This window comes from Variovorax sp. BGA-UO-ETr-C22 (assembly GCF_059567965.1).
Genome location: NZ_JCAQPA010000006.1, coordinates 435,165 through 448,176 on the forward strand (window position 1 = coordinate 435,165; position 13,012 = coordinate 448,176).

Below are 13,012 nucleotides of genomic sequence, written 5' to 3' on the forward strand. Positions count from 1 at the left end.
TTATTTTCGGAGGGGCAACTCTATCCGCAATGCGCGTGCGATCCGGCCAAGGCCGTCGACATCGAACGGAGAATGTCACGGCCGTCGAGGGTTCCTCGCGGGGCGCTAGCATCGGCACATGAGCAAGCCTTCCACGACCCTGATCCACCATCCCTACACGCCGCCGGCCACCTTCGCTGCGCCGCAGCCCGGCGTGTTCAAGGCCTCGACCGTGTTCTTCGCCGACGTCGCCGCCATGCGCGCGCGCGACTGGAAGACCAAGGCCGGCTACACCTACGGCCTGCACGGCACACCCACCACCTTCACGCTCGAGGAGCGCCTGGCCACGCTCGAAGGCGGCACCGAATGCCTGCTCGTGCCCAGCGGGCTGGCCGCGATCTCGCTGGTCTCGTTCGCGTTCCTCAAGACCGGCGACGAGGTGCTGATTCCCGACAACGCCTACGGCCCCACCAAGGCGCTGGCCACGGGCGAGCTTGCCAACTTCGGCATCACGCACCGCCTGTACGACGCCATGAATCCGTCCGACCTGGAAGCCAAGCTCTCGCACCGCACGCGGCTGGTGTGGCTCGAAGCGGCCGGCTCGGTGACGATGGAATTCCCCAACCTGCCGGCGCTGGCCGAGGTCTGCCGCGAACGCGGCGTGATGACCGCGCTGGACAACACCTGGGGCGCGGGCCTGGCCTTCGCGCCCTTCGATTTCAACGGCACGGGGCAGGGCGTCGACGTGTCGGTGCACGCACTCACCAAGTACCCGAGCGGCGGCGGCGACGTGCTCATGGGCAGCGTGGTCACGCGCGACGAGCGCCTGCACCGCGCGCTCAAGCTCACCCACATGCGCACCGGCTTCGGCATCGGCGTGGGCGACGTCGAAACCCTGCTGCGCTCGCTGCCGAGCATGGCGCTGCGCTACGCCGCGCACGACCGCGCGGCGCGCGAGCTGGCCGGCTGGCTCAACGGCTGCGAAGAGATCGCGCAGGTGCTGCACCCCGCGCTCGAGGATTCGCCGGGCCACGCCAACTGGCGCGCGCTGTGCGGCGCCACCGACCTGGCCGCGGGCCTGTTCTCGGTGGTGTTCGACGAACGCTTCAGCACCGAGCAGGTCGATCGCTTCTGCGACAGCCTGAAGCTCTTCCGCCTCGGCTATTCGTGGGGCGGCCCGATCAGTCTCGTCGTGCCCTACGACATCGGCCTGATGCGCGACGCCAGCGTGGCCCGCTGGCCCTACAAGGGCACGCTGGTGCGTTTCTCGGTCGGCCTGGAGGATGTGGACGACCTGCGTGCCGACCTGCAGCAGGCGCTGCTGCAGATGTAGGCGCTGTTACGCGCCGTGGGCAGGAAACACCGCAAGAGCCAGCGTGTCGGGCCGCCGGCTGCGCGCGATGCGGCGGCGCCCGCGTCACGCGCCGTCGCGTCGCGGGTGCTGGACGTGCCCGCGCAGGTGCTGGAGGCACTTGCACGGTCCGGCCCGCTGGAAGGCGTGCCCGACCTGCGCGGTACGCGGCTCTTCATCGGTGGCTTCGTGGCGTTTTTCGCGTTGATCGCGGCAGGGCTCGTCGCCGCCGTCATGTTGGAGGAGGACTGGTCCAACGCGCGCGGCAACGAAGCGATCCTCCTGCTGCTCGGACTGTTGCTCTTCGGGGTGCTGGGCGGCGGCATCTGGTATTTGCTGCGCCAGTTTCCGCGCGTGGGCGAGGGGATGCTGCGGGTCGACGCGGACGGCATGCACTGGGGCGACCCGGCATCGCCGCAGGTGGTGCGTTGGCGCGAGGTGTGCCGTGCGCGCGCGGGTTTCCATGACGTGAAGACCGAGTTCGTATCGAGCGAAGCTATCGTCAAGCGGCTGGTGTTCCAGCAGGCGGCACGGGGTGGCGAACCCAGGGAAATCCGGCTGCCCCTGGCGCTGACCGTCGACACCGGCCGTGTCCTTCGCTTTCGCAACCGGGCCGTGCTGCTGCGTGCGTTGCTGCTGCACCTGGCCACCCAGCCGAGGCCACGCCTGCGCTTCGACGCCGAGGTGTTCATCGATGCCGGCATCGACCCGCAAACCTGGGCGCCCATGCCCGCCCCGAGGCGCTGGATGTGGCTGTCATCGCTCGCCGGGCTGTTGCCGGTGCTGGCCGTGATCGTTCTCTGGCCGATGGGCGAACACATCGGATGGATGGTGGCCACGACGGTCCTGGCCCTGGTGGCCGGCGCGGGGGCCATGGGCTGGTTCATGCACCAGCGTTATCCGGGTTTGCAAGGTGTGTTCGAGTTCGAAACGGCCGCCGGTGCCGCGTCTTGAGACTGCACCGTTATCGCTTACAGTAGGCTGAAGCGCAGTCACCCTGACTGCCTCGCCTGAAGGAGAAGCAGTGGCAACACCCAATTACGGCTACGAGAAGCGCCAGAAAGAGCTGGCCAAGAAGAAAAAGAAGGAAGAAAAGCTCCGGGAGAAGGCGAACCGCAAGCTCAATCCGAGCAGCGACGGGCTGGCCCCCGGAGACCCGGAGACCGACGTGGCATCGCTCGAACGCGATCCCCCCACGGCGCCCGAGTTGCCGACCAAGAACGGATGACCCCTCGTTCCTGGCACCCCTGAAAACAGAAAAGCCGCTGCAGGCGCAGGCCTGCGGCGGCTTTTTCTTTGGGGCGCGCAAGGAGAAGAAATTATTTGGGCAGCAGCTTGCGCAGCTCCGGCCAGACGTTGTCCAGGATCTGCGGCTGCGCCGCGGCGGTCGGGTGGATGCGGTCGGACTGGAACAGCGTCATGGCGTCGGGCGCATCGGCCACGCCCTTGAGCAGGAACGGCACCAGCGCCGACTTGGTCGCGCCTGCCACCTTCGCGAACACGGCCTCGAAGCGCCGCGTGTAGTCGCCGCCGTAGTTCGGCGGCACCTGGATGCCGACGATCAGCACCCGCGCGCCCGCGGCCTGCGCGGCCTTGGTGATCTGCAGCAGGTTGTCTTCGGTGTTGGACAGCGGCAGGCCGCGCAGCGCGTCGTTGGCGCCCAGCTCCAGCACCACGTGGCTGGGCTTGTGCTGCGCCAGCAGGGCGGGGAAGCGGGCGCGACCGCCGGAGCTGGTGTCGCCGCTGATGCTGGCGTTGACCACCGAGGCCGCGATCTTCTGCTGCGCAAGCCTTTTTTCCAGCAAGGGTACCCAGCCTTCGCCGCGCTTGAGGCCGTACTCTGCGCTCAGCGAATCACCGAGCACGAGGATCACCGGCTTGCCGGCCGATGCCGTCTGTGCCTGGGCTGCAGCACCCGTCCATGCCCCCGCGCTGCCGAGCGCGGCGGTGGTCAAGATAAAGTCACGTCGATTCAAAACGAAAAGCCTTTCATGTCCCAACCCCCGTCTGATGCCATTGTCGCCGTCGAGCATGTCTTCAAGTCCGTCACCGACTCGGCCGGCACGCTGGACATTCTGCAGGACATCCATTTCACCTTGGGCGCGCGGGAAACCGCCGCCATCGTCGGCGCCTCGGGCTCCGGCAAGAGCACCTTGCTGTCGATCATTGCCGGGCTGGACACGCCCACGCGCGGCACCGTGAAGCTGGCGGGCGACGACATCTTCGCCATTGACGAGGACGAGCGCGCCGCGCTGCGCGCCCAGCGCGTGGGCTTCGTGTTCCAGAGCTTCCAGCTGCTGGGCAACCTGAGCGCGCTCGAGAACGTCATGCTGCCGCTGGAGCTGGCCAACCGCAAGGACGCGCGCAAGGCCGCCACCGAGATGCTGGGCCGCGTCGGGCTGGGCCAGCGCCTGGGCCACTACCCCAAGGTGCTGTCGGGCGGCGAGCAGCAGCGCGTGGCGCTGGCGCGGGCCTTCGTGGTGCAGCCGGCCCTGCTGCTGGCCGACGAGCCTACCGGCAGCCTCGACTTCGCCACCGGCGAGCAGGTCATGAAGCTCATGTTCGACCTGAACCGCGAGTTGGGAACCACGCTGGTGCTGGTCACGCACGACCGCAGCATCGCCTCGCAGTGCGAGCGGCGCATCACCATCGAAGCCGGGCGCGTGGCGCTCAACGAAAAAACGCCAGAATCGACCGTCGCCCAGGCCGCCTGAGTCAGTAGAAAGACAGCGCCCGGCTCCCGCGGCGCTCCCCCTGAACACGAGGAGAGTTCATGACCCAGCTTCCCCCCGAAGCAATTGCCGCGCTGGAGCGCGGCAACCTGATCGAGGCCATCAAGATCGTGCGCGACCGCACCGGCATGGACCTCAAGTCGTCCAAGGAAGCCGTCGAGCGGTATGCCCACAGTGGCGCAGTCGCAACCAGCGCGCCGGCCGACTGGCAGGAAGGTGACTGGGGCCGGGGCGAGGCTGCCGCCGAGACCGGCAGCGGCATGCAGGGCAACGGCCCCGCCGCGGTGCCGGCCGCCGCGCTCGCGGCCCTGGCGCGGGGCCAGAAGGTCGAGGCCGTGCGCCTCACGCGCGAGGCCACCGGCCTGGGCCTGGCCGAGGCCAAGCAATTGGTCGAGGCGCACCAGAACCCCGCCGCCGGCGACTTCGGGCACCTGCCGTCGAGCCCGGCGGTGAACCCGATGGCCGAGCCGGGCCGCGTGACGGGCGGCGGCTTCAAGTGGCTGCCGGTGATCGTCGTGCTGCTGATCGCGGCCGCGGCGTGGTCGTATTTCAAGGGCGCCTGAGGCCGTGATCGTTCCCCAGTTCTGGGCCGAAGGCCGCATCCAGGAGCGGGTGGCCGGCCGGCAGGTCACGGTGCGCCGTTTCGGCTGGTCCGACGACAGCCCGCTGGCCGCGCAGGCCCATGCCGACCAGCGCACGCGCGAGGCCTATGACCGCATCGTGGTCGACGGCGAAAAGCTGGAGCGCCGCGAACGCAAGCTGGCCTACAACGGCGCCAATGGCGTGCCGATCCGCGAGGAGATCGTCGAACGCCAGGGCGACAGCGTCGTCACCCGCAACGGCTACGGCGCGCGCTGCCTCAACACGCCCGACGTGCTGTTCGTCGATGTCGACTTCGAGGTCCAGGATTTGCGCGACAGTACGCGCGGATTGACGGTGATCGGCATGGCGTTCATTGGGGCGCTGGTTGCGGGTTACGGCACGCGTTCGGCGATGGCGGGCGTGGCTGCCTTCATGCTGGTGGCAGCCTTCGGCTTCTGGCGCGCCCGCTACGAGGGGCTGCGCCTCACCGAGGACAAGAGCGATCCGCTGGAGGGCGCACGGGCGCGTGTCGAGCGCTTCATTCACCAGCATCCCGACTGGCACCTGCGGCTGTACCGCACGCCGGCCGGGCTGCGCGTGCTGGCCATGCACGATGTCTTCGCACCGTCCGACGCCGCCGTGACCGACGTGTTCCAGACGCTGGGCGCCGACAAGGTCTACGCGCGGATGTGCCGCAACCAGAACTGCTTTCGCGCCCGCCTGAGCGCCAAGCCCTGGCGTGTGGGCATCGCCGAACACCTGCGGCCGCGCCCGGGCGTCTGGCCCGTGTCGCCCGACCGGCTGCCCGCGCGCGACGCCTGGGTGGCACGTTACGAAAAGGCCGCCGAAGGGTATGCCGCCTGCCAGTACCTGGGCAGCGTGGGCAACACGCTGAAGGTGCACATGAACGCCCTGGTGGTGCAGGAACTGCACGACGAACGCACCCGCGCGAACAGCGGTTTGCCGCTGGCCTGAGGGCGAGGGCGCCGCGCCCTCGATAATCAGGGGATGTCTTCCCCTAAAGTGATCTTCGGCTTCCATGCCGTGGGCGTGCGCATCAAGACCGCGCCGAAATCGGTGCTCGAAGTGATGTTCGATGCCAGCCGGCGCGATGCGCGCATGAAACAGTTCATTGCGCGTGCGCAAGAAGCCGGCGTGCGGCTGGTCGAGGCCGACGGCCTGCGGCTGTCCAAGCTCAGCGGCAGCCACGGCCACCAGGGCGTGGTCGCGCGGGTCGAGCCCGTGGCCCAGGTCCGTTCGCTCGACGAGCTGCTCGAAGGCCTCGAAGAGGCCGGCATCGTGCCGCTGCTGCTGGTGCTCGACGGCGTGACCGACCCGCACAACCTCGGCGCCTGCCTGCGCGTGGCCGACGGCGCTGGCGCCCATGCGGTGATCGCGCCCAAGGACCATGCGGCCGGCATCAACGCCACCGTCGCCAAGGTGGCGAGCGGCGCCGCCGAGACGGTGCCGTACTTCATGGTGACCAACCTCGCGCGCACGCTCAACGAGCTCAAGGAGCGCAGCATCTGGTGCGTGGGCACCAGCGACGACGCGCCGGGCACCATCTACCAGAGCGACTTCAAGCGCCCGCTGGCGCTGGTGCTGGGCGCCGAGGGCGAGGGCATGCGCCAGCTCACGCGCAAGACCTGCGACGAGCTGGTGAGCATTCCCATGGCCGGCGCGGTCGAGAGCCTGAACGTCTCGGTGGCCAGCGGCGTGTGCCTCTACGAGGCGATGCGCCAGCGCAGCGCCTGAGCGGGGCCTAGCGGGCCACGGGCCCGCGGCCCTTGCGGTGGAAGTACACCAGCTCCGCCGCACGCCGCATCGGCGCCGTGCCGAGCAGGCGGTTGAACATCCAGTCGCTCTGGAAGTGGTCGAAGGCCCAGCGCAGCGTGCGCTTCGTCAGAAAGCGTGGGTAGCCGCGCACGAACCACGTCGCGGGGTCGTCCGCCTCGCCGCGCACGAAGCGCGCCACGGCCTCACCGGCGCGCTCGCCGTGCTGCAGCGCCGTGTGGATGCCGCCGGCCGTCACGGGCGACACCATGCCCGCCGCATCGCCCACCAGCAGCGCCCGTTCGCGAGCCACCACCGGCAGCACGCCGCCGCAGGGGATCATCCCGGCGCGCACGGCGACCGGCGGCGCGTCGCCGGGCGACACCACCGAGGCGATCTTGCGCAGCAGCGGGTCCAGGCGCAGCGCGCCCGTGTCGTGGCGGCCCATGCGGCGCGCCAGGCCGATCTGGCTCACGCCGACGCCGTCGAGCGCCCAGCCGATGTAGCCCGGCGCGAGTTGGCGGTCGATGAAGCAATGGAGCAGATCGGGCGCCATGCGCGCGCCCTGGTATTCGTGCTCCACGCCGTAGAGAAAGCGCGTGTTGCGCGACAGGCCCAGTGCCTTGGCGACGCGCGAGTGCGGGCCGTCGGCGCCCACGAGGTAGGTCGCGCGGATGCACGGGCCCTGCGCCACCGGCACCTCCCAGCGGCCGTTCGCCCACAGCGCCTGCTCGAACAGCGTGCCCAGTCGCACCTCGACGCCGCAGGCCCGGGTGGACTCCACCATCCAGTCGAGCAGCGCGGGCGCGTCGGTGGCCCAGAACCAGTAGCCGGGCGCGTGCAGGTCGACGTGGTGCATGTCGGGCGCGTACAGCCGCACGCCTTCGATGCGGCGCACCAGCGCGGGCGGCACGTCGGCCAGCCACGGCACGCTGTCGACCGCGTCCTTGACGATGATCCCGGTGGTGTGCAGCTTGGCGCCGGCGGCGGCCTTCTTCTCGAGCACCATCACGCGCAGGCCGGCCTTGGCGGCGGCGCGGGCGCAGGCCAGCCCGGCAAAGCTCGCGCCGATGACGAGCAGGTCGACCTGGGTGCAGGCCGTACCCGGGTCGCTCACGAAGGCCGGCGCGGGGCAGGGCGCGACCGACGAGGAAGGCGCGTGGGGAGAAAAGAGACAGGAAGAAGAGGCGTGCATGGGAGGCTGACTTGCAAAGCGCACCACGGGGTGTGGTGCGCCTGCGAAGTTAGCGACGCCATGTGCGCCGGGCGTGAAGCCTGTGTGAACTGATCTGTGAAGCGATCAGGCTCGTTCAGGACGGGTCTTTGCTGCGCGTGCGGGCCACGGCGCTGAAGACGCCGATGCCCAGCAGGATCAGCGCGCCGATGCCGATGTAGAGCGTGGGCACGCCGGCCACCGAGGCGCCCCAGGCGACCCCGGCCAGGAAGATCAGAAAGCCGATCATGTAAAGCGCAAAGGACATCGTGCGGCTCCGGTAGCTGAGATGCCTTGCAGTATCCCGACGCACCCCGATGCCCGGACCGGCCTGAGTCGTCTCTGCGTGTGGGAGCTTGCCTACCGCATCGGTCAGGCAATCGTTCAATCAATCGGGAACGGCGACCAGCAGGTAGCGGCAGGCGGTGGCCCCCAGCGCCTTGAAGACCAGCGGCCGGTCGACGCCGAAGTCGAGGCAGTCGCCCGGGGCGAGCTCGAAGCGCTCGTCGCCGTAGTCGACCTGCAGCGCGCCTTCGAGCATCCACAGGCTCTGCCGGTACGGCGTGCCGCTCCATCGCGGGTAGCCGACCTGCGCGGCGCGCGGCAGTTCGACCTCGACCAGCTCCACGCCGCTGCCCGCGCCGCGCTCGGCGACCTGGCGGCGCAGGTAGCCTGCCTCGGGGTCGCGCCAGACCTCCTGCGCGGCCCGTTTGCGCAGCCGTTGCGGCTGCGCCTTGTCCTCGGTGAGAAGCTGCGCCAGCGAAACGCCGAGGCCGGCGGCCAGCTTGCCCAGCAGCACGGCGGTGGGGCTGCTCTGCGCGCGCTCGACCTTGGAGATCATCGCCTTGCTCACGCCCGACAACCCGGCCAGGTCGGCGAGGCTGAGCCCCTGGGCCTGGCGCAGCGCCAGCAGCCGGGTGGCGATGAGCGCGTCGATGTGGCCATCGGCCGGCGCCGGCGAGGGGGTGGAAGGTGAAGTGTTTCCCATATGAGATTATTATTCTCTTATATTAAACGACAGAGAAACACCATGCGTCTCATCGCCTGCACCGAAGAAGCCCATTCAGGCGCCATCCTGGCGATCCTGAACGAGGCCATCGTCAACTCCACCGCGCTGTACGACTACAAGCCGCGCACGCCCGAGAACATGGTGACGTGGTTCGCCGCCAAGCGCGCCGGCGGCTTTCCCGTGATCGGCGCGGTGGACGACAACGGCAAGCTGCTGGGCTTCGCAAGCTACGGCACGTTCCGCGCCTTTCCGGCCTACAAGTACACGGTCGAGCACTCGGTGTACGTCGATGCCGCGCACCGCGGCGAGGGCCTGGGCCGCACGCTGATGGAGGCGATCGTGGCCGAGGCGATCGCGCGCGAGGTGCATGTGATGGTCGGCGCCATCGACGCCTCGAACGCCGGCAGCATCGCGCTGCACGAGCGCCTGGGCTTCACGCATGCAGGCACCGTGCAGCAGGCCGGCTTCAAGTTCGGCCGCTGGCTCGACGTGGCGTTCTACCAGCGCATCCTGGCGACGCCGCTGAACCCCGTCGACGGTTGAGATTCAGGCCGGCGTCTCGGCGCTGGCTCGGTCGAGCATGTCGATGGTGCCCGCGTCCAGCTTGAGCTGCGTGGCCACCACCAGTTCTTCGAGCTGCGCCAGCGAGGTGGCGCTGGCGATCGGCGCCGTCACGCCGGGCCGTGCGATCTGCCAGGCGATGGCGACCTGGCCGGGCTTGGCGTTGTACTGCTGGGCCACCTTGTCCAGCGCATCGAGGATGCGCAGGCCGCGCGGGTTCAGGTACTTCTTGGTGGTGTTGGCGCCGCGCGCGCTCTTGGCCGCATCGGCCTCTGTGCGGTACTTGCCGGTGAGAAAGCCCGCCGCCAGCGCGTAGAAGTTGATCACGCCCACTTCGCGCTTGAGGCACAGCGGCTCCAGCGCGTCTTCGAACACCGCGCGGTCGTACAGGTTGTACAGCGGCTGCAGGCTCTCGTAGCGCGCGATGCCCAGGCGTTCCGACACGTCGAGCGCCTCGGCCAGCCGCGGCGCCGTGTAGTTCGAGGCGCCGATGGCGCGCACCTTGCCCTCCTTGATGAGCGCGTCGAAGGTGCCCAGCGTGTCTTCGAGCGGCGTGTTCGCGTCGTCGTCGTGCGACTGGTACAGGTCGATGTAGTCGGTCTGCAGGCGCTTGAGCGACGCCTCGACGGCTTCGCGGATGTAGGTGGGCGACAGGCCCACCTTGCCTTCGCCCATCGGCTTGCCGACCTTGGTGGCGAGCACCACGCGGTTGCGCTTGCCGCTGTGCTTGAGCCACTTGCCGATGATCGTTTCCGACTCGCCGCCCACATGGCCCGGCACCCAGGCCGAGTAGACGTCGGCCGTGTCGACGAAGTTGAAGCCGGCGTCGAGCCAGGCGTCGAGCAGCTTGAACGAGGCCGCCTCGTCGACGGTCCAGCCGAACACGTTGCCACCGAAGGCGAGGGGAGACACCCGAAGGCTGGAACGGCCGAGCGGACGAAGTTGCGACATGGCAGAGGGCTCCTGAAAGAAAAAGTATGCAGAAAGGAAAAAGGCTCAAACGAAGCCTACCGCGCCCAGCGCCGCGCCGCAGCCCAGCAGCCACAGCAGGTGGATGCGCGTGCGCCAGACCACCAGCGCGGCCACGCCGCTGAGCAGCCACAGGTGCCAGGCCGGCACGCCGGTCGACTGGTTGCCGCCGGCCAGCACCCAGCCGGTGGCGATGAGCAGCCCGACCACCACCGGCGCCATGCCCTGCTTGAAGGCGCGCACCTCGCGGCGCGTGCGGTTGCGGTGGCCCCAGCGCGTGGCGACGTAGGTGAGGGTGGTGCTCGGCAGCATGATGCCGACCATCGTGACCATCAGGCCGAAGAAGCCCAGCAGCCAGGCCATGGGCCCGGCGCCGATGCCGCCACCTGCGTTGAGCCCGACGTTCCAACCCATCAGCGCGACGAACAGCACGTTGGGCCCGGGCGCGGCCTGGGCGATGGCGACCGAGGAGGTGAACTGCGCCTCGGTGAGCCAGCCGTGCTGCGCCACGAGATAGCGGTGCATGTCGGGCACCGTGGTGATCGCGCCGCTGATCGACAGCAGCGACAGCAGCAGGTACTGCCCGAAGAGGGCCAGCCAGTCGTGCCATTGCATGACGATGTTCATGGGGCGATCTTCTTCCAGGTCCACACGCAGGCCACGCCGCCCACCGCCAGCAGCACCCACCCCAGCGGAATCTTCAGCAGCGCGATGGCCGCGAACACCAGCGCCACGAACGCCAGGCAGGTCGCAAAGCCCAGCGGGTGCTTGCGCAGTTGCGGGATCAGCTTGATGCCCGTGGCCGCGATGAGTCCGCCCGACACCGCGCCCATGCCGCGCAGCGCTGCCGCCACCTGGGGGTTGGCGGCGTAGTGCGCGTAGAGCACGGCCAGCGCGAGGATCACGAACAGCGGCACGGTGAGCATGCCCGCCACCGCGGCCACGGCGCCGCGCAGGCCGAAGTAGCGGTCGCCGATCATCAGCGCGAGGTTGATCACGTTCGGCCCCGGCATCACCTGCGCCACGGCCCAGTCCTCGAGGAACTGGTCGGGCGTGAGCCACTTCTTCTTCTCGACCATCTCGCGCTGGACGATGGCGAGGACGCCGCCGAAGCCCTGCAGCGCGAGCCAGGTGAACGAAACAAAAAGGTCGCGTGGCGACGCGGGCTGCGGGTGGTCGGGCGGCGATGCCGCGGCGGGGGCGGACGGATGCATGTGGAACGATTATCGTAGGCGCACTGCTTCACCGGGACCCGACGCCATGCTCATTCGACTTCGCGCACTCTTCGATCTCTGCCGGCGCGCCTTCGCTTCCTGGTCCAACGACTACGCCCCGAGCATGGGCGCCGCGCTGGCCTACTACACGGTGTTCTCCATTGCGCCGCTGCTGCTGATCGTGATCGCGGTGGCCGGCCTCGTCTTCGGGCAGGAGGCCGCGCGCGGCGAGATCTTCGCGCAGCTCTCGGGCCTCATGGGCGAGCAGGGCGCGGCGGCGGTGCAGGGCATGCTGCAGGCGGTCAACAAGCCGACCGAGGGCATCGTGGCGACGGTCGTCGGCATCGCGCTGTTGATCGTGGGCGCGACCACCGTCTTCGGCGAGCTGCAGGACGCGCTCGACCGCATTTGGCGTGCCCCCGCGCGCACCCGCAACAAGGGCGTCTTCAACATGCTGCGCGTGCGCCTGCTGTCGTTCAGCATGATCATGGGCATCGGCTTCCTGCTCATGGTGTCGCTGGTGGCGAGCGCGGCGCTGGCCGCGCTGGGCAAGTGGTGGTCGCCGATGTTCGGTGCCTGGGCCACGCTGGCGCAGGTGGTGAACTTCGTCTTCAGCTTCGCGATGGTCACGGTGATCTTCGCGATGATCTACAAGATCATGCCGCGCGCCAAGGTGCAGTGGCGCGACGTGTGGGTGGGCGCGGCGGTGACGGCGCTGCTGTTCACCGTGGGCAAGCACCTCATCGGCCTGTACATCGGCAAGAGCAGCGTGGCCTCGGGCTACGGCGCGGCCGGCTCGCTGGTGGTGGTGCTGGTGTGGGTGTACTACTCGGCGCAGATCTTCCTGCTGGGCGCCGAGTTCACCTGGGTCTATGCGCGCACCTACGGCTCGATGAAGGACGCCATCGGCGAGCCGGCGGGGCAGGCGTCGCCGACGCGCGACGTGCCGTTGCCCGCGCACGTCGACACGGCCTAACCGGCGAAGCCGCCTTCGTCGAGAAACTTCTGCTCCTCTGGCGTGGAGGTGCGCCCGAGCATCCGGTTGCGGTGCGGAAAGCGCCCGAAGCGCGCCACGATGTCGCGGTGCAGCACGGCAAAGTGCTGCGTGCTGGCGTCCTGCGTGGCGTTGAGTTCGACCGAGCGTTCCTGCTCGGCCAGCACCTCCGAGTGCATGAAGGGCAGGTAGAAAAAGCGCTGCATCAGCGCCTCGGCCTGCCGGTCGAAGCCGGCCTCGACGGCGCGGCGCGCCACGGCCAGCGCGAGGCCGTCGGTGGCGAGCATGTGCGGGTTCTGGCGCCAGGCGTTGCGCGGGAACTGGTCGAGCAGCACCAGCAGCGCCAGCGCGCCTTCGGCGGTGTCGGCCCAGTGGTCGAGCCGGCCGCTGGCCGCGGCCTGGTGGGCGGCGGCCAACTGGTCGATGCATGCGGCATCGAAGGCATCGCTTTTCGCGAACCAGCGCTCGGGTCCGGCATCGCGCCAGAAGGCGACCACGTCGTGTGCGGAAGGGAGTGTGTCGTCGGAAATCATCGTTGCATTCTCTTGCACAGGCGTGCGAAGAAGGGGTGCTGGCCGACAAGGCCGCAGGCGGCGTCTGCCTATGCTGAATGCTTTCATCCACAGGAGACCCCG

The 13,012-nt window shown here is 69.2% G+C and carries 17 protein-coding genes; 9 read left to right on the forward strand and 8 right to left on the reverse strand.

Annotated features, from left to right (window positions below):
• The first annotated feature begins 118 nt into the window (after positions 1–118).
• The 3 genes from AC57B8_RS03560 (at position 119) to AC57B8_RS03570 (ending at position 2,558) form a co-directional block, all read left to right on the forward strand.
• Positions 119–1,312: a PLP-dependent transferase gene (locus tag AC57B8_RS03560; protein WP_070060997.1), complete on the forward strand. Its 1,194-nt coding sequence runs from the start codon at positions 119–121 to the stop codon at positions 1,310–1,312.
• Between the two features lie 15 nt (positions 1,313–1,327).
• On the forward strand, positions 1,328–2,284 hold the full coding sequence (locus AC57B8_RS03565) for a hypothetical protein (RefSeq protein WP_496478665.1): 957 nt from the start codon (positions 1,328–1,330) through the stop codon (positions 2,282–2,284).
• Between the two features lie 70 nt (positions 2,285–2,354).
• On the forward strand, positions 2,355–2,558 hold the full coding sequence (locus tag AC57B8_RS03570; protein ID WP_062480739.1) for a hypothetical protein: 204 nt from the start codon (positions 2,355–2,357) through the stop codon (positions 2,556–2,558).
• Positions 2,559–2,649: 91 nt separating this feature from the next.
• On the opposite strand, the gene AC57B8_RS03575 is transcribed toward AC57B8_RS03570, so the two are convergent.
• Entirely contained in the window at positions 2,650–3,285 is a 636-nt protein-coding gene (locus AC57B8_RS03575) for an arylesterase (RefSeq protein WP_255221200.1), read from the reverse strand.
• Between the two features lie 36 nt (positions 3,286–3,321).
• Here AC57B8_RS03575 and AC57B8_RS03580 point away from each other — a divergent pair, with 36 nt between their 5' ends.
• The 4 genes from AC57B8_RS03580 to rlmB are packed head-to-tail and all read left to right on the forward strand — an operon-like array spanning position 3,322 to position 6,399.
• Positions 3,322–4,044, forward strand: a complete 723-nt coding sequence (locus AC57B8_RS03580; protein WP_062480734.1) for an ABC transporter ATP-binding protein — start codon at positions 3,322–3,324, stop codon at positions 4,042–4,044.
• A gap of 59 nt (positions 4,045–4,103) precedes the next feature.
• A complete protein-coding gene (locus AC57B8_RS03585; protein ID WP_083259154.1) occupies positions 4,104–4,625 on the forward strand; it encodes a ribosomal protein L7/L12 in 522 nt (173 codons plus the stop codon).
• A 4-nt stretch (positions 4,626–4,629) separates the two neighbouring features.
• Complete coding sequence (locus tag AC57B8_RS03590; protein WP_493192086.1) at positions 4,630–5,619, forward strand: hypothetical protein; 990 nt, start codon at positions 4,630–4,632, stop codon at positions 5,617–5,619.
• A gap of 33 nt (positions 5,620–5,652) precedes the next feature.
• Entirely contained in the window at positions 5,653–6,399 is a 747-nt protein-coding gene (rlmB, locus tag AC57B8_RS03595) for a 23S rRNA (guanosine(2251)-2'-O)-methyltransferase RlmB (protein ID WP_496478666.1), read from the forward strand.
• A gap of 7 nt (positions 6,400–6,406) precedes the next feature.
• Here rlmB and AC57B8_RS03600 read toward each other — a convergent pair whose 3' ends face one another.
• The 3 genes from AC57B8_RS03600 to AC57B8_RS03610 form a co-directional block, all read right to left on the reverse strand.
• On the reverse strand, positions 6,407–7,612 hold the full coding sequence (locus AC57B8_RS03600; protein ID WP_496478667.1) for an NAD(P)/FAD-dependent oxidoreductase: 1,206 nt from the start codon (positions 7,610–7,612) through the stop codon (positions 6,407–6,409).
• Positions 7,613–7,727: 115 nt separating this feature from the next.
• Complete coding sequence (locus AC57B8_RS03605; RefSeq protein WP_167395039.1) at positions 7,728–7,898, reverse strand: hypothetical protein; 171 nt, start codon at positions 7,896–7,898, stop codon at positions 7,728–7,730.
• A 120-nt stretch (positions 7,899–8,018) separates the two neighbouring features.
• On the reverse strand, positions 8,019–8,618 hold the full coding sequence (locus AC57B8_RS03610; protein WP_496478668.1) for a helix-turn-helix domain-containing protein: 600 nt from the start codon (positions 8,616–8,618) through the stop codon (positions 8,019–8,021).
• A gap of 42 nt (positions 8,619–8,660) precedes the next feature.
• On the opposite strand from AC57B8_RS03610, the gene AC57B8_RS03615 reads away from it, so the two are divergent.
• A complete protein-coding gene (locus tag AC57B8_RS03615; protein ID WP_159271550.1) occupies positions 8,661–9,182 on the forward strand; it encodes a GNAT family N-acetyltransferase in 522 nt (173 codons plus the stop codon).
• 3 nt (positions 9,183–9,185) lie between these two features.
• Here AC57B8_RS03615 and AC57B8_RS03620 read toward each other — a convergent pair whose 3' ends face one another.
• Genes AC57B8_RS03620 through AC57B8_RS03630 form a run of 3 tightly spaced genes read right to left on the reverse strand, consistent with a single transcriptional unit; the run spans position 9,186 to position 11,383 of the window.
• Positions 9,186–10,151, reverse strand: a complete 966-nt coding sequence (locus tag AC57B8_RS03620) for an aldo/keto reductase (RefSeq protein WP_307693105.1) — start codon at positions 10,149–10,151, stop codon at positions 9,186–9,188.
• Between the two features lie 45 nt (positions 10,152–10,196).
• Positions 10,197–10,796, reverse strand: coding sequence for a chromate transporter (locus AC57B8_RS03625; protein ID WP_062481069.1), 600 nt, complete (start codon positions 10,794–10,796; stop codon positions 10,197–10,199).
• Positions 10,793–11,383, reverse strand: a complete 591-nt coding sequence (locus AC57B8_RS03630) for a chromate transporter (RefSeq protein ID WP_062481071.1) — start codon at positions 11,381–11,383, stop codon at positions 10,793–10,795. The genes AC57B8_RS03625 and AC57B8_RS03630 overlap by 4 nt, the downstream gene beginning before the upstream one ends.
• Before the next feature lie 46 nt (positions 11,384–11,429).
• Here AC57B8_RS03630 and AC57B8_RS03635 point away from each other — a divergent pair, with 46 nt between their 5' ends.
• Positions 11,430–12,359 (forward strand): YihY/virulence factor BrkB family protein, encoded by a 930-nt coding sequence (locus tag AC57B8_RS03635; protein WP_487849479.1) that lies wholly within the window; start codon positions 11,430–11,432, stop codon positions 12,357–12,359.
• Here AC57B8_RS03635 and AC57B8_RS03640 read toward each other — a convergent pair.
• Entirely contained in the window at positions 12,356–12,910 is a 555-nt protein-coding gene (locus AC57B8_RS03640) for a DUF924 family protein (RefSeq protein ID WP_095947233.1), read from the reverse strand. The two genes, AC57B8_RS03635 and AC57B8_RS03640, sit on opposite strands and share 4 nt — an antisense overlap.
• Between the last annotated feature and the right edge of the window lie 102 nt (positions 12,911–13,012).

Excerpts from the sequence above, each read along its gene's own strand:
- AC57B8_RS03610 (WP_496478668.1), bottom strand. The coding sequence starts at position 8,618 with ATGGGAAACACTTCACCTTCCACCCCCTCGCCGGCGCCGGCCGATGGC.
- AC57B8_RS03605 (WP_167395039.1), bottom strand. The coding sequence starts at position 7,898 with ATGTCCTTTGCGCTTTACATGATCGGCTTTCTGATCTTCCTGGCCGGG.
- AC57B8_RS03560 (WP_070060997.1), top strand. The coding sequence starts at position 119 with ATGAGCAAGCCTTCCACGACCCTGATCCACCATCCCTACACGCCGCCG.
- AC57B8_RS03585 (WP_083259154.1), top strand. The coding sequence starts at position 4,104 with ATGACCCAGCTTCCCCCCGAAGCAATTGCCGCGCTGGAGCGCGGCAAC.
- AC57B8_RS03615 (WP_159271550.1), top strand. The coding sequence starts at position 8,661 with ATGCGTCTCATCGCCTGCACCGAAGAAGCCCATTCAGGCGCCATCCTG.
- AC57B8_RS03640 (WP_095947233.1), bottom strand. The coding sequence starts at position 12,910 with ATGATTTCCGACGACACACTCCCTTCCGCACACGACGTGGTCGCCTTC.
- rlmB (WP_496478666.1), top strand. The coding sequence starts at position 5,653 with ATGTCTTCCCCTAAAGTGATCTTCGGCTTCCATGCCGTGGGCGTGCGC.
- AC57B8_RS03630 (WP_062481071.1), bottom strand. The coding sequence starts at position 11,383 with ATGCATCCGTCCGCCCCCGCCGCGGCATCGCCGCCCGACCACCCGCAG.
- AC57B8_RS03580 (WP_062480734.1), top strand. The coding sequence starts at position 3,322 with ATGTCCCAACCCCCGTCTGATGCCATTGTCGCCGTCGAGCATGTCTTC.
- AC57B8_RS03600 (WP_496478667.1), bottom strand. The coding sequence starts at position 7,612 with ATGCACGCCTCTTCTTCCTGTCTCTTTTCTCCCCACGCGCCTTCCTCG.
- AC57B8_RS03635 (WP_487849479.1), top strand. The coding sequence starts at position 11,430 with ATGCTCATTCGACTTCGCGCACTCTTCGATCTCTGCCGGCGCGCCTTC.
- AC57B8_RS03620 (WP_307693105.1), bottom strand. The coding sequence starts at position 10,151 with ATGTCGCAACTTCGTCCGCTCGGCCGTTCCAGCCTTCGGGTGTCTCCC.
- AC57B8_RS03625 (WP_062481069.1), bottom strand. The coding sequence starts at position 10,796 with ATGAACATCGTCATGCAATGGCACGACTGGCTGGCCCTCTTCGGGCAG.